Below are 17,475 nucleotides of genomic sequence, written 5' to 3'. Positions count from 1 at the left end.
GTCGGTCAACTGGGCGTCGGCGTGACTGTCGGGGCGTTTAACGCCCCTGGGTGTCATCGCCGTTATCGCCGTCAGCATCGTCGCCTTGGCGGCTTTCGGTGATGAACTTGTCACGATGGTCACCGCAGCAGAACCACTCGCCCTTTTCGCGCAGGGCGTCCTGCTCGGGCAGGTGTACCTTGCACCAGGTGCAGCGGACCATTTTGCCACCCTCATGGGAGGTGGGGCCTTGATCCTGCTGCTCAAACTTCCACTCGCGGTACATGCGATAAAGCTTGAGCCCGGCAAAGAACACCACGGCGAAGATCAGAAGGCGGATTATCAAGAGGTTCATCCTTACTCCACACGGATTGGAGGCGGCCTTTGCCTGTTGGCGGCCCTTGCGGGACAATGGGGGCTGATCCCCCCGATTCTCGAGAGATTTCTCCGCTCATGCAAGACCTGACTCTGGTGATGGCGCAGCTCGACCCCTTGGTCGGCGACATCCCCGGCAACGCCGACCGGGCCATCGAGACCGTACGCGAGGCTTTCCTCGAGCACGGTGCCGACGTGGTTGTTCTGCCGGAACTGTTCTTGACCGGGTATCCGCCCGAAGACCTGTTGCTGAGGCCGTCGATGGAGACCCGCCTGCGCGAGGCGCGTACCCGCATGGCGGAAAAGATGGTCCGCGACGTCATGGTCATCGTGGGCTATCCCGGCCGTCGCGAGGGCGCGCTGCACAACATGGCCGGCGTGCTCTACAACGGCCAGTGGCTGGATGAGTACGCCAAGCAGGCCCTGCCCAACTATCAGGTATTCGATGAGCAGCGCTACTTCCAGCCCGGAGACACGCCGCTGGTCGTGGAACACAAGGGCGCCAGGCTCGGGATTCTGATCTGCGAGGATATCTGGCAGGAAGCGCCGGTCCGCCAGGCTCGCGACGCCGGTGCCGATATCCTGGTAACCCTCAATGCCTCGCCCTACCACCAGAACAAGCCGGCCGAGCGGCTCGAGCTTCTCGAGCAGCGTGCCAGTGACGTCGGCCTGCCGCTGGTCTATGTCAATCAGATCGGCGGTCAGGATGAGCTGGTGTTCGACGGTGGCTCCTGCTGTGTCGACGCCGAAGGCAAGCTGGCGGTGCAGGCGCCGCACTGGGATATCTGGCTGAGCCCAGTGCACTTCGTCGAGGAGCAGGGCAAGTGGACCCCGCGCCAGGGCGAGGTGGATCTGGACGTGGCGCCGGAGGAAGACCTCTACAGCGCTCTGGTCACCGGTCTGCGTGACTACGTCAACAAGAGTGGGTTCAAGGGCGTGGTGCTGGGGCTGTCTGGCGGCATCGATTCGGCCCTGTCGCTGGCCATCGCGGTGGATGCACTCGGCCCCCAGCGGGTCCATGCGGTGATGATGCCGTATCACTACACCGCCCACATTTCCAAGGAAGACGCAGCCGAGCAGGCCCGTCTGCTTGGGGTCAGCTATGAAGTGATGCCGATCGCGCCCATGGTTGAAGCCTTCATGGACACCCTGGCCGAGAGCTTCGAGGGTACCGAGCGTGATACCACCGAGGAGAATCTCCAGTCGCGCTGTCGCGGTGTGCTGCTGATGGCGCTGTCCAACAAGAAGGGCCTGATGGTCCTGACCACCGGCAACAAGAGCGAGATGGCGGTGGGCTACGCCACCCTCTACGGTGACATGGTCGGTGGTTACAACGCCATCAAGGACGTCTACAAGACCTGGGTGTATCGCCTGGCGCGCTGGCGCAACACCGAGAACCTGGTGATCCCGGAGCGTGTCATCGAGCGTCCGCCCTCGGCGGAACTGGCGCCGGACCAGCAGGACAGCGACTCGCTGCCGGACTATGACACCCTGGACGCCATTCTGGTGCGCTACATCGAAGGCGACATGAGCGCCGAGGCGATCATCGAGGCAGGCTTCAGCGCCGAGGACGTCTACAAGGTGGTCAAGCTGGTGGACCGCTGCGAGTACAAGCGCCGCCAGGCACCGGTAGGCGTGCGCGTGACCCAGCGCGGCTTCGGCCGTGACCGTCGTTATCCTATCGTCAATGGATGGCAACCGGGCCTCTGACGAGACCTGCTTCTTTCCTCTTGTCGGTACCCCACCCGTCGGGCCAGATCGGCTCGGCGGGTGGCGATGTTATGCCCACCCTTCGCTGTTTGCGACGTCACTTCCCGTCGTTGGTCATGATTTCCCGGGCCGGGATTTCTGTTGCGCTCGCTAGGGCTTGTCTGAAAAGTGCCTGCGCTCGGTAATACGGCGTTAAAAATCGGATCAAAATGCTCATTTACACCCCGTAAACTGCGCTTTCTCACCGATTTTTGCCTTGTCTAACCTTCGCTCGTCGACTTTTCGGACAGCGCCTAAAGCCCCGCGACCATTAGATGGTATTTTCTTTGATGCGTACGCCGTTTTTACACGGTGATCGACGTCACTTTGCATATTCGTCGGAAGAGATGATTTAAGCCTTCATGACTGAAGCGCCAATAGGCATCGTAAAGGTAATGGAGAAGAGTGCGGTGCGAGGTGTAGGCGATATCGCAGTTCTTGCTGAACTAGTATGGTTGTTTTCAGGGGGATAGGCGCAGATTTATTCCTTGCCATTGTTTTTCATGGGTTTTTTGAAATCATATATGCCTAATTAAATTAATTTTTAATAGTGGTTTCTGGGTGTGTTTAGACCAATGTCCCGGTAAATAAAGCGCGACATTTCAATGTTGGGACGACGCCATGGTGCTAAGGTTTTTTAGAACAGGAACCTATAACGCCGGCAGAGGGAGCGCGAATGATGACGTCCTTTCGAGTTAAAACCGCTTGTGCGCTGGTAATGGGGGGTGGGGCGGTGTTTGCCCAGCATGGCGTGGCTGCCGAGTTGACCATTGCCACGGTGGATAACCGGGACATGCTGCGGATGCGAGAGCTGAGCGAGGACTTTGTCGCGGGGAATTCCGATATTCAGCTCAACTGGGTGACGTTGGACGAGAGTACGCTGCGCCAGCAGGTCACCACCGATATCGCCACCTCCGGGGGGCGCTTCGACATCGTTACCATCGGCACCTACGAAGCCCCCATCTGGGCGGAGCGTGGCTGGCTTGTACCCATCGCCGACATGCCTGGCGACTACCAGCCCGAGGATCTGCTGCCCACCGTGCGCCAGGCGCTGTCCTATCAGGATGTTCTCTACGCGGCTCCCTTCTATGCGGAGTCCGCCTTCACCATGTACCGCACGGACCTGTTCGAGGATGCGGGCCTGAGCATGCCCAGGGCGCCGAGCTGGGACTTTCTGGCACAGGCGGCAGAAAAGCTCTCGGGCTCCGATGAACACTACGGCATCTGCCTGCGGGGCAAGCCGGGGTGGGGCGAGAACATGGCCCTGTTGACCGCCATGGCCAACGCCTTCGGCGGTCGCTGGTTCGATGAAGAGTGGCAGCCACAGCTCGAGGGAGGTGGCTGGCGCGATGCGCTGGATCTCTATCTGACCTTGTTGGGAGAGTACGGTCCGCCGAATCCGGAAGACAACGGCTACAACGAGAATCTCGCGCTGTTTCAACAGGGCAAGTGCGGCATCTGGGTGGATGCCACCGTGGCCGCATCCGCGGTGACCGATCCCGAGGCCTCCGAGGTCGCAGATCGCGTGGGGTTCGCCCTTGCACCTGATAACGGACTGGACAAGCGCAGCAATTGGCTGTGGGCCTGGGCGCTCGCAATTCCCACTAGTTCCGAGCAGAGCGAGGCGGCCAAGCGCTTTGTCGCCTGGGCCACCTCCCGGGGCTATCAGGAACTGGTGGCCGAGCGAGAGGGCTGGTCCCAGGTGCCGCCGGGGACCCGGGCTTCGCTTTACGACAATCCGAGTTACCGCGAGGCCGCGCCCTACAGTGAGCTGGTGCTGGAATCGTTGAGAAGCGCCAATCCGGATGACCCGACGGTACAGGCGGTGCCCTATCGAGGTGTTCAGTACGTGGCGATCCCCGCTTTTCAGGGTATCGGTACGGCGGTGGGTAACCGCTTCGCCAAGGCGTTGGCCGGAGACATCTCCGCCGAGGAAGCCATCGAAGATGCTCAGTGGGTCACCGAGAAGGTGACCGAGCAGGCACGCTTTGCTCAGCAGTAGTGGCGATCGGCTCCTCGAAGGAAGCCGGCGGAACGGGTGATCCCGCAGGTGCGACGTTCACCCGCAAGCGAGATGAGTGACACACAAGGAGGCGCCCATGGCGACATCCGGATTTGACCCGCAGCAATCTCTAGACAGCGTCGACGATGAACAGCTGCCGGTTCCGCCCCACAAGCAGCACGGTGCCAAGCACTTTCTCGGACTGTATGCCGCAGAACACGTGGCCGCGACCGAGTTCGTGATCGGTGCCACCTTCGTCGGCCTCGGTGCCGGCATCTGGGACATTCTGATCGGTCTGGTCATCGGCAACACCCTGGCGATACTGAGTTTTACCCTGATCACCGCACCGATCGCCGTCGGCACCCGGCTCAGTCTTTTCGCCTACCTGGAACGCATCGCCGGCAACGTCATGGCGAAGCTCTACAACGGCGCCAATGTGGTGATCTTTGCTGCCATCTCGGCGGCCATGATCACGGTCTCTGCCACCGCGGTGCGGGTGCTTTTCCATGTGCCACCTCAGGTGGCGCCCTATCCCACCGACATGGCCTTCGTCATCATCGCCTTTGCCGTAGGGGCCATCGTGGTGCTGGTCGCGGCCTTCGGCTTCAACGCCCTGAGCGAGTTCGCCAGCATCTGTGCACCCTGGCTGATGGTGATGTTCACCGCCGGCGGCATGGTCTTGATACCGGCGCTGTCGGAGTCGGTGACCGGTTTTACCACCCTGACGAGTTTTTCGGATTTCGTCGCCATCGCCAGTGCCAGCGTATTCACCGGCATCAACGCCGATGGCGAACCGGGGATCGGGCTGTGGGAGGTCATCGGCTTCGCCTGGGCCGCCAATACCTTCGCCCACTTCGGACTGATCGACATGGCGCTTTTGCGCTATGCCCGCAAGAAGCGCTACGCCCTGGCCACCAGTACCGGCATGATGTTCGGCCACTATGTGGCCTGGATCTCGGCGGGCCTGATGGGGGCGGCCACCGCCGCCACCATGAAGCTCAGTATCCTGGTGGTCGACCCCGGCGATGTGGCGTTCTACGCGTTGGGAATGTCCGGCTTCGTGATCGTGATCGTGGCCGGCTGGACCACGGCGAATTCCAACCTGTACCGCGCCGGTCTGGCCGCCCAGGCGCTGATGCCCGAGGTCAAGCGCTGGAAGGTGACCATGCTGGTGGGGCTCGGGGTGATGGGCGCGAGCTGTTTCCCCTTCGTCTACCGCAGCATGTTGCCACTGCTGACTTACGCTGGCCTGATCCTGGTGCCGGTGGGCGGCATCGCCTTTGCTGAGTACCAGCTGTTCCCGCGGCTCGGCATGACCCGCTACTGGGCCAACTTCAAGGGCCTTGCCGACAACCGGCCGGCGATCGCCAGCTGGGGTATCTCGCTGATCTTCGGTTTTGGGCTCAATGTCCTCGACGTGATGCCGTTCTACTACCTGTTCCTGCCGACCTGGTTTGTGTCGATCCTGGTCTACGTGGTGCTGGCGCGAAGGGCCGGTGCCTGTGAGGCCTATCCAGAGAAGGAAAAGGCCCAGCAGGAGTTCAACGAGCGGGTGGTCGAACATCACCGGCGCAAGGCGGCGGAAAAGTACCGCGAAGGCGTGGAGGACAAGACACTGCTATCCAAGGGCATCAAGGTGATGTGGGGGATCGTTGGACTGGGTGTGCCAGCGGTGCTGGCCTGGCGGGTGATGTTTGAAAGCCCCGACCTGTATCAGTACTACGTCAATCGTGAGCTGTTCTACGACATCACCATCTGGTGCACGGTTATCTACTTCGTCTTCGCCTACTGGGGCCTGCAGCGCTCCAAGCAGTTCAAGCGTTGGGAGCCCGAAGGCACACCGTCCCAGGCATCGACAGGTTGAGTAGAAGCAGAAAATAGCCGGAGCCTGGCCTGCGGTGGACGCCAAGGGCAGCCACAGGCCAGCGACGGCGGAAGGACGGTGGATCGCAGCCCTGGAGCGTCAAGATGGGAGCTGGACGAAGAGAAAGGAAACGAAGCGAAGCGCAGAGCGAATGACAGCAAGCGCTGCAACAAGAAGGGGCCGCCCATGGGCGGCCCCTTCTCCTTTCTTTGGCCAGCCGGCAACCTCACGGCACCGCCTGCCTTGCGGTCGTTCAGGCGCTCAGTGGGGCGCCGTCGACGTACTTGGGTTCGAAGCGACGACCGTTGAGGCGCTCGTTGTCCGGGTCGTTCTCGATCAGCACCTGCAGCGTCTCGCTGGCGCGGTCACGCAGGCCCATGCCGAGGTAGCCTTCGACCATCACCGCCAGGGCGTCGCGGGTAGCCTCGGCCTGGGGGTAGTTCTCCAACACCCAGCGACCCCGCTGCACGGCGGCCATGTAGGCCTTCTTGCGCAGGTAGAAGTCGGCCACATGCAGCTCTTGCTGGGCCAGCAGGTTGCGCAGGTAGATGATGCGCTGTTGCGCGTCCGGGGCGTACGGACTGTCCGGATAGCGGGTGATCAGGTCGGTAAAGTCGGTGTAGGCGTCTCGGGTAGCGCCGAGGTCCCGCTCCGAGATATCGATGACCTTGAGCGACTCCAGGCTGAAACGACCGGCCTGCCAGGCGGCCAGCCCGCGCATGTAGTAGGCGTAGTCGACCTGCGCATGGTTGGGGTGCAGGCGAATGAAGCGGCTGGCGGCGGCCCGGGCGGCTTCCCAGTCATCCATCTCGTAGTAGGTATAGATGAGTTCGAGCTGGGCCTGTTCGGCGTAGTCGCCGAAGGGGAAGCGGGTGTCGATGGCTTCCAGGCGGTTCATGGCCGTGGTAAAGCTGCCGTTCTCCAGGGCCTGGCGACCTTCCTGGTAGAGCTGGCGTTCGGTGGCGCCGTCGTAGCGCTCTTCCTCGACGTCGTTGCTGGCGCAGCCGCCGAGTACCGCGCCCATCAACACCAGGGCGCCCAGGCGAGCGGCGGAAGTAGTGAAAACGCGCATCTTGGTCCTCGTGTCAAACAACCCGGGTCGGCCGTGGTAGAATCGGCCGCGATCCGCCCACTATAAAGCACCTTGCCTGGAAACGCAGTCTTCCTGCTGCGGGCCACGTGTTTTGTGCGCGAGTTGCCATCAATCTTCGATCCCCACAGAGAAGTGTTCCGAACCATGTCACAGACCCTCGACGTCCACAGTCGCATTCCCCTCGACATGGCAGGCTATCGCCTGGACCAGGCCGCAGCGGAATTGTTTGCCGACTATTCCCGGGAGCGGTTGAAGGGTTGGATCAAGGACGGTTCCCTGACCCTGGATGGGGCTGCGGCCAAGCCCAAGGACAAGGTCCACGGTGGAGAAAGGCTGGTGCTCAAGGCCCTCATCGAGGATGACACTCGCTTCGAGGCGCAGGATATTCCGCTTGAGGTGGTGTTCGAGGACGACCAGGTACTGGTGGTCAACAAGCCGCCGGGGCTGGTGGTTCACCCCGCTGCGGGCAACCCCGACGGGACCCTGCTCAATGCCTTGCTGCACCACTTTCCCGACGCCGCCACCTTGCCTCGTGCCGGTATCGTGCATCGCCTCGACAAGGACACCAGCGGGCTGATGGTGGTGGCCAAGACCCTGGCCGCCCACGCTGACCTGGTGGCGCAGCTGCAGGCGCGTAGCGTGTCGCGGGAGTATGACGCCATCGTGGTGGGCAAGATGACCTCTGGCGGCACCGTGGATGCGCCGATCGGCCGGCATCCCAAGGACCGCAAGCGCCAGGCGGTTACCGCCTCGGGCAAGTCGGCGGTGACCCACTATCGGGTGGTGGAGCGCTTTCGTGCCCATACCCACGTCCGCTGCAAGCTGGAGACCGGCCGTACTCACCAGATTCGCGTGCACATGGCGCACCGACGCTTTCCGTTGATCGGCGACCCGGTTTACGGTGGGCGACTCAAGCTGCCGCCCGGAGCGGGGCAGACGCTCAAGGAAATCCTGCGCGAGTTTCCGCGCCAGGCGCTGCACGCGCGTCGACTGGCCTTCGTCCACCCGAGTCGTGGTGAGGAGGTCAGCTTCCAGGCGCCGCTGCCGGATGACCTGCTGATGCTGCTGGACTTCCTGCGTGACGATGCGGAGACCATGCAATGATCGATGCCCTCGACCTTCGCCCCAGCGTGATCGTGCCCGACTGGCCTGCTCCGGCCAATGTCGGTGCCTTCGTCACCACCCGCGAGACCGGCCCCAGCCAGGGACCCTACGCCGCCTTCAACCCGGCGAGTCACGTCGGCGACAAGCCGGAACATGTGGAGCTTTGTCGGCGCCAGTTGAGCAAGGAACTGGGCGATGAGCGTCCGCTGCTGTGGCTCGATCAGGTCCACGGCGCCAGCGTCCAGCATGGCTTCAGTGACACCATACCCAAGGCCGATGCCTCGGTGGCGACCACCCGTGACTACGCCTGCGTGATACTGACGGCGGACTGTCTGCCAGTGTTCTTCTGTGACCGTGGCGGGGAGCGCGTGGCGCTGGCCCACGCTGGCTGGCGCAGCCTGGCCGGTGGCGTGCTGGAGGCTACCGTGGCCTCCCTGGGCACTGCGCCTGGGGAACTGATGGCCTGGTTGGGGCCGGCGATCTCCAACGCTCAGTTCGAGGTCGGACCCGAGGTGCGTGAGGCCTTCTGCGGCGTGCACCCCGAGGCGGCCAGCGCCTTTGAACCGAGCCCCTATCGCCTGGGGCACTATATGGCGGACCTTTACAAGCTGGCGCGTCTGCGGCTTGAACGTCTTGGCGTCTCCCACGTCAGCGGCGGCCACTTCTGCACCGCCTGTGAATCACGCTTCTATTCCCATCGTCGTGACGACGGCGTCACCGGGCGCATGGCCAGCGTGATCTGGCTGCGATAGAACGGACCGACGTCGCACTTTTCCCGAGACTCCCCTCTAGACGTGAAACTGCTTCACTAGACTTGAAACGTCCCTAAAGCACCGCCATATCTCTGTCAAGTCACATTGACAGGGTCAAGCGGTGCGTCCGAACGCATCGCCATCCCGAAAGGAGATATCGATGCGTTTTGACAAGTTTACCGCCAAGCTGCAGGAGGCTATCGCCGACGCCCAGTCCCTCGCCGTGGGGCGTGGGCACAATCAGATGGAACCTGCGCACCTGCTGCTGGCGCTGCTCGACAACCGCGACACCGGCGTCAAGGCGCTGGTACAGAAGGCGGGGGGCGACGCCGGTCGGCTGCGTGACGCCCTGGCGGGCCAGATCGACGATCTGCCCCAGGTCGCCCAGTTCGACGGCGAAGTGCAGCCGTCCCGGGATCTGATCAAGCTGTTCAACCTCACCGATGCCGAGGCCCAGAAGCGTGGCGATCAATACATCGCCAGTGAACTGGTACTGCTGGCGGCAATCGCCATGAAGCATGCCGTGGCTAAGGCGTTGACCCAGGCTGGCCTTGCGCGCAAGTCGCTGGAGGGCGCCATCGATAGCGTGCGCGGTGGCCAGAAGGTGGATGACGCCAACGCCGAGGACAGCCGCGAGGCGCTGGAGAAGTACACCCTGGATCTGACCCAGCGGGCCGCCGACGGCAAGCTGGATCCGGTGATCGGGCGTGACGACGAGATCCGTCGCACCATCCAGGTGCTGCAGCGGCGCACCAAGAACAACCCGGTGCTGATCGGCGAGCCTGGCGTCGGCAAGACCGCCATTGTCGAGGGGCTGGCCAGCCGCATCATCAACGGCGAGGTGCCCGAGGGGCTCAAGGACAAGCGCGTGCTGTCGCTGGACATGGGCTCGCTGCTGGCCGGGGCCAAGTTCCGCGGTGAATTCGAGGAGCGCCTGAAGGCGGTGCTCAACGAGCTGTCCCAGGAAGAAGGGCGGGTCATCCTGTTCATCGACGAATTGCACACCATGGTCGGTGCGGGCAAGGCCGAGGGCGCCATGGACGCCGGCAACATGCTCAAGCCGGCGCTGGCCCGGGGTGAGCTGCACTGTGTCGGTGCCACTACCCTGGACGAGTACCGCAAGTACATCGAGAAGGATGCGGCGCTGGAGCGGCGCTTCCAGAAGGTGCAGGTGGACGAGCCCAGCGAGGAAGACACGGTGGCGATCCTGCGTGGCCTCAAGGAGCGCTACGAGGTGCACCACGGCGTCGACATTACCGACGGCGCGATCATCGCGGCGGCCAAGCTGTCGACGCGCTACATCACCGATCGTCAGCTGCCGGACAAGGCCATCGACCTGATCGACGAGGCGTCGTCGCGCATTCGCATGGAGCTCGACTCCAAGCCGGAGGAAATGGACCGTCTGGATCGTCGCCTGATCCAGTTGAAGATGGAGCGCGAGCACCTCAAGAAGGAAACCGACGAGGCCTCGCGCAAGCGCCTCGATACCCTTGAGGAACAGATCGGCGAGCTGGAGCGCGAGTACGCCGACCTGGACGAGATCTGGAAGGCCGAGAAGGCCAGCATCCAGGGCGCGGCCCAGTTCAAGGACGAGCTAGACCGGGCGCGGGTCGACCTGGAGCAGGCTCGCCGCCAGGGCGACCTGGGGCGGATGTCGGAACTGCAGTACGGGGTGATTCCGGAGCTCGAGAAGAAGATTGCCGAGAGCGGCGATGCCGAGGCGGACACTCGTCACCACAAGCTTTTGCGCTCCAACGTCACCGAGGAGGAAATCGCCGAGGTGGTGTCACGCTGGACCGGCATTCCGGTGGCCAAGATGCTCGAGGGCGAGCGCGACAAGCTCCTGCGCATGGAGGAGGCCCTGCACCAGCGGGTCATCGGTCAGGACGAGGCGGTTACCGCCGTGGCCAACGCGGTGCGGCGCTCCCGCGCGGGCTTGGCCGACCCCAACCGGCCCAACGGCTCCTTCCTGTTTCTCGGCCCGACCGGGGTGGGCAAGACCGAACTGTGCAAGTCGCTGGCCAACTTCCTGTTCGACACCGAGGAAGCCATGGTGCGCATCGACATGTCCGAGTTCATGGAGAAGCACTCGGTGGCGCGGTTGATCGGCGCGCCTCCCGGCTATGTCGGCTATGAAGAAGGCGGCTACCTGACCGAAGCGGTGCGCCGCAAACCCTATTCGGTGCTGCTGCTCGACGAGGTGGAGAAGGCCCACCCGGACGTCTTCAACATCCTGTTGCAGGTGCTGGAGGATGGTCGCCTGACCGACGGCCAGGGGCGCACGGTGGATTTCCGCAACACCGTCATCGTGATGACCTCCAACCTGGCGTCCGACATCATCCAGCAGTTCGGTGGTGACGACGCCGACTACGACAGCATGCGTCAGACGGTGATGGAGGTGGTCGGAAGCCACTTCCGTCCTGAGTTGATCAACCGCATCGATGAAGTGGTGGTGTTCCACGCCCTCGGTCAGGATCAGATCCAGGCGATCGCCGGCATCCAGCTTGAACGTCTGCGCACGCGGCTGGCAGAACACGATCTCGGGCTCACGGTCTCCGACGAGGCGTTGGCGCTGTTGGCGGTGGTCGGCTTCGACCCGGTCTATGGTGCTCGTCCGCTCAAGCGCGCCCTGCAGAGCCGGATCGAGAACCCGCTGGCACAGGACCTGCTGGCCGGCAAGTTCAGCGCTGGCGACGTGATCCGCGTGGTCGCCGACGATGGTCAGTTACGTTTCGACCGCTGACCACGGGTCGATCACGCAAGAAGGCCCCTTCATCGAGGAGGGGCCTGATGCCTTCGGCTGGCATTCGTGCATGATGGGTAATTCGAATACCCATTCTCAAGCAAATGGTTAATCGGTCGCTATACTGAAGGTCAGGTTGCGTCCTGTGACCCCCTTGCCCGCCCGGTTCCCCACCCGGCGGGCTTTTTCGTGGCGTTCATCAAGGCTTGGGTTCTGCCCGAAAGGGCAACGAGCGCGGGCTTATTCTTGCCAAGCCCTAGCGCGTCGCCCGGGCGCCGGACAGGTGCACGCGTCGCAGGCGTACGTTGTCGCCCACCAGGTGCTTTTGCAGTTCCTCGAGACTGACGTTCTTGGTCTCTGGCATCAGGAATATCACGAACACCAGTTGCAGCAGCATCATTACCGCGAAGAAGGCGAACACCGGCCCGCCGCTGAAGGTGCCCAGCACCCAGGGCATGACCAGGGTGATCAGCGCAGCGAAGACCCAGTGGATCGAGGCACCGAAGGATTGGCCGCGGGCACGCACGTGGTTGGGGAAGACCTCGGAGATGAACACCCAGATGACCGCACCCTGACTGATGGCATGGGCAGCGATGAACAGTCCCAGCAGCAGCGGGACTTCGAGTCCGCCCAGGGCGTCGGCGAAGAAGGCGCGAGAGATCAGCACCAGCGACACTAGATAGCCGGCCGAGCCGATGAACAGCAGGGTACGGCGGCCGAAGCGGTCGATCAGCGACATCCCGATCATGGTGAAGACCAGGTTGACCAGACCAATGCCGGCGGTGGACAGAAGCGCTGCCTGGCTACCGAGTTCGGCGGCTTCGAGCACCCGGGGGGCATAGTAGATGATGAAGTTGATGCCCGAGAGCTGGTTGAAGAAGGCGATCAGGAAGGCCAGCAGAATCGGCAGACGATAGCGACGCGAGAAGAAGGGGGCCTTGGCGGACGCTTCGTCGGTTTCGGCGGCGCGAATGGCGTTGATCTCGGCGTCGACATCGGCATCAGGGTTGATCTGGCGAAGTACCTGGCCTGCTTCCTCGATAGCGTTCTTCTTGAGGATGAGCCAGCGCGGACTGCGCGGGACACGGGTGATCATCAGGGTGTAGATCAGTGCAGGGATGGCCTCGATACCCAGCATCCAGCGCCAGGCGTCGTCGCTCATCAGGCTGCCGATCACATAGTTGGAGACGAATGCCATGAGGATGCCGAAGACGATATTGAACTGGTACATGGCGACCAGAAAGCCGCGATGGCGCGGCGGGGCGATCTCGGAGATATAGGTGGGGGCCGCCACCGAGGAGATGCCGACGCCGATGCCGCCGATCAGGCGGAAGAAGGCGAACAGCCAGGGGTCGGACACCACCGCCGAGCCCACCGCGGAGACCAGGTACAGCACACCGATCATCAGCAGGGTGGCGCGCCTTCCCAGCGCATCGGTGGGCCAGTTGCCGAAGATGGCACCGATCACGGTGCCCCAAAGGGCCATGGACATGATCAGCAGGCCATGCTGCAGGTCGCTGAGACCCCACAGCGCCTGGATGGGCTTGTCGGCCCCGGAGATGACCGCGGTGTCGAAGCCGAACAGGAATCCTGCCAGCGCCACGGTGATGGACCATTGCATGATGCGAGACATGTAGTGCTACCTCCTGTGAAAGGGGGGGGCGTTGTTGTGGTTGTCGAAAAGACCTTGTGGTTGTCTAGGGCTTGTCTGAAAAGTGCCTGCGCTCGGTAATACGGCGTTAAAAATCGGATCAAAATGCTCATTTACACCCCGTAAACTGCGCTGTCTCACCGATTTTTGCCTTGTCTAACCTTCGCTCGTCGACTTTTCGGACAGCGCCTAGAGACATCCTTGGGTGAATCGATTCTCTCTTGAGGCGTCAGCGATCCAGATGGCAAGTGTCAGCGCCCCGATTCGAAAGCTCGGCGAGTCGTTCGCTGATCGTCAGCGGTGCCGATCAGTCCCGGGGCGGGGCAGAGAGAAACTCTCCTGCCGTCATGCTCCGGCTGTCGTGGCGACTTTCCGCCGCACCCTCTCCATCGGTGTCTGGTAAAGTAAGTGAATCGTGTCACCTGGCGTCATTACAGCAGCGTCATGGCCAGATTTCGAGAAAACGGCGTTAGACATTGGTCTTGCTGCACCCGCGAAAAGAGGCCTTTCAGAGTGCTCTGACCGAGCGCGATGGGAACGGCGGTTGACAGTCACAGAGCGCTATTGGAATCTTGAGGGTTCCTGACTGCGGGCGCGGCACGATGGGTGACCCCCAACGCCGCGTGAAGGGTAGGCCAATGGGCCTCTACCCGCCGAAGGACTACCAGGTTCGGGTTAACCGCCCCGCCTGGCCAACGCCCCGACGCGGTGACCCGCCGTGATGAGAGTGCAGGCCCCAACCGGGCCGACGGACGCCAGGGTTTGGCATCAGGTGCCGGTGCGCCGGCAGCAGCATACCGCTGCACTCGACTTCGTACCCACGACAGGTGCGAATCGCACTCGAGACCTCCAGGGGAGATACATCTGTGGAATTGCTTTCAGGCGCGGACATGATCGCCCGCTTCCTCCAGGATGAGGGCGTGGAATACATCTACGGCTATCCGGGCGGCGCCGCACTACACATCTACGATGCCTTGTTCCGTCAGGACAAGGTCAAGCACATCCTGGTTCGCCACGAGCAGGCCGCGACCCACGCCGCCGACGGCTATGCCCGGGCGTCCGGCAAGCCCGGGGTGGTACTGGTCACCTCGGGTCCGGGGGCCACCAATGCGGTGACCGGCATCGCCACTGCCTATATGGACTCGATCCCGATGGTCGTGCTCTGTGGTCAGGTGATGAGCCATCTGATCGGTGACGATGCCTTCCAGGAGACCGATATCGTCGGTGTCACCCGGCCAATCGTGAAGCACAGCTTCTCGATCAAGCACCCGAGCGAGATTCCCGAGGTGCTCAAGAAGGCCTTCTATCTCGCCGCCACCGGGCGTCCCGGTCCGGTGCTGGTGGATATACCCAAGGACATGACGGCGCCCACCGAGCGCTACGAGTACGTCTATCCGAAGAAGGTCAAGATCCGCTCGTACAACCCGGTCAGTCGCGGCCATACCGGACAGATCAAGAAGGCCGTGGAGCTGATGCTCAAGGCCCGTCGTCCGGTGTTCTACACCGGTGGTGGCGTGGTCCAGGGGCGTGCTTGCGAGGGTCTGACCGATCTGGTCAAGCAGCTCGGTTTTCCGATCACCACCACCTTGATGGGCATCGGGGCTTATCCCCAGAGCGACGATCAGTGCCTGGGCTGGCTCGGCATGCACGGCTCCTATGAGTCCAACATGGCGATGCATCACGCCGACCTGGTGATCGCCATCGGCGCGCGTTTCGACGATCGTGTGACCAACAATACCTCGAAGTTCTGCCCCACGGCCAAGATCATCCACGTGGATATCGACCCCAGCTCGGTGTCCAAGACGGTGCGCGCAGACGTGCCCATCGTTGGACCTGCGGCCAGCGTGATCAACGAAATGATCAGCCTGGTGCAGGGCCATGAGATCGCCAATCCCGACGCGCTCAAGGACTGGTGGAAGACCATCGACGAGTGGCGCGACGAGCGCAAGGGCAAGCTCTACGAGCCGTCCAGGCCCGGCGAGGTGCTCAAGCCGCAGGAGGTGATCGAAGCCATCTGCCGGGTGACTCGTGGTGAGGCGTACGTCACCACCGACGTGGGTCAGCACCAGATGTTCGCAGCCCAGTACTACAAGTTCGACAAGCCTAACCGGCTGATCACCTCCGGTGGACTCGGCACCATGGGCTTCGGTTTTCCCGCGGCCATGGGCGTCAAGCAGAACTTCCCCGATGAGGAGGTCGTCTGCGTGACCGGCGAAGGCAGCTTCCAGATGATGATGCAGGAACTCTCCACCTGTAAGCAGTTCGGTGGTGGGGTCAAGATCATCAATCTCAACAACGGCTCGCTGGGCATGGTGCGCCAGTGGCAGGACCTCAACTACAAGTCCCGCCATGCTCACTCCTACATGGAGTCGCTGCCGGACTTCCAGATGCTGATCGAGGCCTACGGTTTCACCGCGCTCAGGGTCGAGAAGAAAGAGGATCTGGAAGAGGCGCTGGCGCGTACCTTCGCCGACACCCATGAGCTGGTGTTCCTCGACGTCGCGGTGGACCCGCACGAGCACGTCTATCCGATGCAGGTGCCTCTGGGCTCCATGCGTGACATGCTGCTTTCCAAGACGGAGCGGACCTGATGCGACATATCATCTCGATTCTGATGGAAAACGAACCGGGTGCGCTGTCGCGGGTCGTGGGGCTGTTCTCCCAGCGCAACTTCAACATCGAAACCCTCAACGTGGCGCCCACCGATGACCCGACCCTGTCGCGTCTGACCGTGACCACCGTCGGGGACGACCGGGTGATCGAGCAGATCACCAAGCACCTCAACAAGCTGATCGACGTGGTCAAGCTGGTGGATCTCACCGAAGGCAACCATATCGAGCGTGAGTTGATGCTGGTGAAGGTCAAGGCGCTGGGCGCTGCCCGCGATGAGGTCAAGCGCACGGTAGACATCTTCCGTGCCCAGATCGTCGACGTCACCCCGAGTCTGTACACCGTGCAGATCACCGGCGATGCCGAGAAGCTCGACGCCTTCCTGCAGGCGATGGGCCCCGTGGGCATTCTCGAAGTAGCGCGCACCGGCGTCTCGGGTATCGCCCGTGGTGACAAGGTGCTTAGCCTCTAGCAAGCCGCTGGCCCTGGTGGGCAGCCGGTGAACCTGTTACGCCGCCTCTCGGGGCGGCGTTTTCGTGCCCGGCCTCAACGCTCCACGACTTCCTGCCACAGGGCGTCGATCAACGGGCTCTTCAGACGCCGCTCCAGCACACAGAGGCCCACGTCGTAGTGCGGCAGTTCCGGCTTGACCGGGAGTATTCTCACGCGTTCGGCCAGCGGGCTCGCCTCCAGCACGATGCGTGGCACCACACCGATGCCGAAGCCGAGTCCGACCATGCTGACGATGGCTTCGTGGCCGGCTACCTGGGCGTAGATGGTCGGGGTCACGCCCAGCGCCTTGAACCAGGTGTCGGCCAGTTCCCGCGATAGCCCAGCCTCCGACAGGATCATTGGCACCCCTTGCCACTGTGTCTGGCTCGGGCTCATCGGCTGCTGTGGCACCCACGGTCGTTGCTCTTGTGGGGCGATGAACACCAGTGCCGAACGGGTCAGCGACTTGAAGGCGAGACCATCGGGCAGGCGGCGCGGGCGTGAGGTAATGGCCATGTCTTCGTCGCCGGCCAGCACTCGCTGGATGGCTCGGGCTGGGTCGCCGGTGTGCAGCTTGAGCTCGATGGCGGGATAGCGCTGGCGGAAGTCGGCCAGCAGGCTGTAGAGAAAGCTGTAGCTCGCGGTCACCGAGCAGTAGATGCTGATTTCACCACTGAGGCGCTTGGCCTCGCTCTGCAACGACAGGCGGACCTGTTCCCACTCTTCCAGGGCTTCCTTGGCATAGCGCTGGAAGCGCTTTCCCTGGGGGGTCAGCACCACGTGGCGATTGTCACGGTTGAACAGCACCACGCCGAGCTGTTGTTCCAGTTGGCGAATGGAGCGGCTCAGGGTCGATGGGCTCACGTGGCAGGCCTCGCTGGCACGGCCGAAGTGCAGTGAATCGGCCAGCATCAGAAAGTGCTTCAGGGGGCGGAAGTCCATGGGGAGTCCTGACCTGTAATTGCATATTTTGGCACGTAGTATTGCAAATATAGCGTTTTACGCAATACGGGCGCTGGCGTAAGGTGGGATGCATCGACGGAGGGCGAGCCCTCTCGTCT

Annotated in this window: 12 protein-coding genes; 8 read left to right on the top strand and 4 right to left on the bottom strand. The window is 62.7% G+C overall.

The genetic code is table 11. The features are described 5' to 3' along the window. Positions 1 to 37: 37 nt before the first annotated feature. Positions 38 to 334, bottom strand: a complete 297-nt coding sequence (locus NFG58_RS18420) for a PP0621 family protein (protein ID WP_108133534.1) — start codon at positions 332 to 334, stop codon at positions 38 to 40. Positions 335 to 432: 98 nt separating this feature from the next. On the opposite strand from NFG58_RS18420, the gene NFG58_RS18415 reads away from it, so the two are divergent. The 3 genes from NFG58_RS18415 to NFG58_RS18405 all read left to right on the top strand — a co-directional run bounded on the left by NFG58_RS18415 (position 433) and on the right by NFG58_RS18405 (position 5,969). Next, on the top strand, positions 433 to 2,064 hold the full coding sequence (locus tag NFG58_RS18415; protein ID WP_348827147.1) for an NAD+ synthase: 1,632 nt from the start codon (positions 433 to 435) through the stop codon (positions 2,062 to 2,064). A 715-nt stretch (positions 2,065 to 2,779) separates the two neighbouring features. Further along, the gene (locus tag NFG58_RS18410) at positions 2,780 to 4,105 is read left to right on the top strand and encodes a sugar ABC transporter substrate-binding protein (protein WP_348827146.1); all 1,326 of its coding nucleotides are present in this window, start codon (positions 2,780 to 2,782) and stop codon (positions 4,103 to 4,105) included. Positions 4,106 to 4,202: 97 nt separating this feature from the next. Beyond that, the gene (locus tag NFG58_RS18405) at positions 4,203 to 5,969 is read left to right on the top strand and encodes a hypothetical protein (protein ID WP_348827145.1); all 1,767 of its coding nucleotides are present in this window, start codon (positions 4,203 to 4,205) and stop codon (positions 5,967 to 5,969) included. A gap of 253 nt (positions 5,970 to 6,222) precedes the next feature. On the opposite strand, the gene NFG58_RS18400 is transcribed toward NFG58_RS18405, so the two are convergent. Further along, positions 6,223 to 7,041, bottom strand: a complete 819-nt coding sequence (locus tag NFG58_RS18400) for an outer membrane protein assembly factor BamD (protein ID WP_045994250.1) — start codon at positions 7,039 to 7,041, stop codon at positions 6,223 to 6,225. 165 nt (positions 7,042 to 7,206) lie between these two features. Between NFG58_RS18400 and rluD the strand changes: the two genes are divergently transcribed. From rluD to clpB, 3 genes are all read left to right on the top strand, one after another. Continuing rightward, positions 7,207 to 8,166 (top strand): 23S rRNA pseudouridine(1911/1915/1917) synthase RluD, encoded by a 960-nt coding sequence (gene rluD / locus NFG58_RS18395; protein ID WP_045994251.1) that lies wholly within the window; start codon positions 7,207 to 7,209, stop codon positions 8,164 to 8,166. Beyond that, positions 8,163 to 8,918, top strand: a complete 756-nt coding sequence (pgeF, locus tag NFG58_RS18390) for a peptidoglycan editing factor PgeF (RefSeq protein WP_045994252.1) — start codon at positions 8,163 to 8,165, stop codon at positions 8,916 to 8,918. Before rluD ends, pgeF begins: the two co-directional genes overlap by 4 nt. 160 nt (positions 8,919 to 9,078) lie before the next feature. Beyond that, positions 9,079 to 11,661, top strand: a complete 2,583-nt coding sequence (clpB, locus tag NFG58_RS18385; protein ID WP_348827144.1) for an ATP-dependent chaperone ClpB — start codon at positions 9,079 to 9,081, stop codon at positions 11,659 to 11,661. 256 nt (positions 11,662 to 11,917) lie between these two features. On the opposite strand, the gene NFG58_RS18380 is transcribed toward clpB, so the two are convergent. Beyond that, the gene (locus NFG58_RS18380; RefSeq protein WP_045994254.1) at positions 11,918 to 13,294 is read right to left on the bottom strand and encodes a sugar porter family MFS transporter; all 1,377 of its coding nucleotides are present in this window, start codon (positions 13,292 to 13,294) and stop codon (positions 11,918 to 11,920) included. Between the two features lie 884 nt (positions 13,295 to 14,178). On the opposite strand from NFG58_RS18380, the gene NFG58_RS18375 reads away from it, so the two are divergent. Further along, positions 14,179 to 15,903 (top strand): acetolactate synthase 3 large subunit, encoded by a 1,725-nt coding sequence (locus NFG58_RS18375; protein ID WP_045994255.1) that lies wholly within the window; start codon positions 14,179 to 14,181, stop codon positions 15,901 to 15,903. Beyond that, entirely contained in the window at positions 15,903 to 16,394 is a 492-nt protein-coding gene (ilvN, locus tag NFG58_RS18370; RefSeq protein ID WP_045994256.1) for an acetolactate synthase small subunit, read from the top strand. Before NFG58_RS18375 ends, ilvN begins: the two co-directional genes overlap by 1 nt. Positions 16,395 to 16,468: 74 nt before the next feature. On the opposite strand, the gene ilvY is transcribed toward ilvN, so the two are convergent. Beyond that, positions 16,469 to 17,356: an HTH-type transcriptional activator IlvY gene (gene ilvY, locus NFG58_RS18365; RefSeq protein WP_045994257.1), complete on the bottom strand. Its 888-nt coding sequence runs from the start codon at positions 17,354 to 17,356 to the stop codon at positions 16,469 to 16,471. Positions 17,357 to 17,475: the final 119 nt, after the last annotated feature.

Source organism: Halomonas sp. RT37, from assembly GCF_040070525.1.
GTDB lineage: Bacteria > Pseudomonadota > Gammaproteobacteria > Pseudomonadales > Halomonadaceae > Halomonas > Halomonas litopenaei.
This window is presented reverse-complemented; position numbering and strand designations above follow the sequence as displayed.

Coding starts and splice junctions, on each gene's coding strand:
- NFG58_RS18415 (WP_348827147.1), top strand. CDS start 433: ATGCAAGACCTGACTCTGGTGATGGCGCAGCTCGACCCCTTGGTCGGC.
- pgeF (WP_045994252.1), top strand. CDS start 8,163: ATGATCGATGCCCTCGACCTTCGCCCCAGCGTGATCGTGCCCGACTGG.
- NFG58_RS18410 (WP_348827146.1), top strand. CDS start 2,780: ATGATGACGTCCTTTCGAGTTAAAACCGCTTGTGCGCTGGTAATGGGG.
- NFG58_RS18405 (WP_348827145.1), top strand. CDS start 4,203: ATGGCGACATCCGGATTTGACCCGCAGCAATCTCTAGACAGCGTCGAC.
- NFG58_RS18420 (WP_108133534.1), bottom strand. CDS start 334: ATGAACCTCTTGATAATCCGCCTTCTGATCTTCGCCGTGGTGTTCTTT.
- rluD (WP_045994251.1), top strand. CDS start 7,207: ATGTCACAGACCCTCGACGTCCACAGTCGCATTCCCCTCGACATGGCA.
- ilvY (WP_045994257.1), bottom strand. CDS start 17,356: ATGGACTTCCGCCCCCTGAAGCACTTTCTGATGCTGGCCGATTCACTG.
- ilvN (WP_045994256.1), top strand. CDS start 15,903: ATGCGACATATCATCTCGATTCTGATGGAAAACGAACCGGGTGCGCTG.
- NFG58_RS18380 (WP_045994254.1), bottom strand. CDS start 13,294: ATGTCTCGCATCATGCAATGGTCCATCACCGTGGCGCTGGCAGGATTC.
- NFG58_RS18400 (WP_045994250.1), bottom strand. CDS start 7,041: ATGCGCGTTTTCACTACTTCCGCCGCTCGCCTGGGCGCCCTGGTGTTG.
- clpB (WP_348827144.1), top strand. CDS start 9,079: ATGCGTTTTGACAAGTTTACCGCCAAGCTGCAGGAGGCTATCGCCGAC.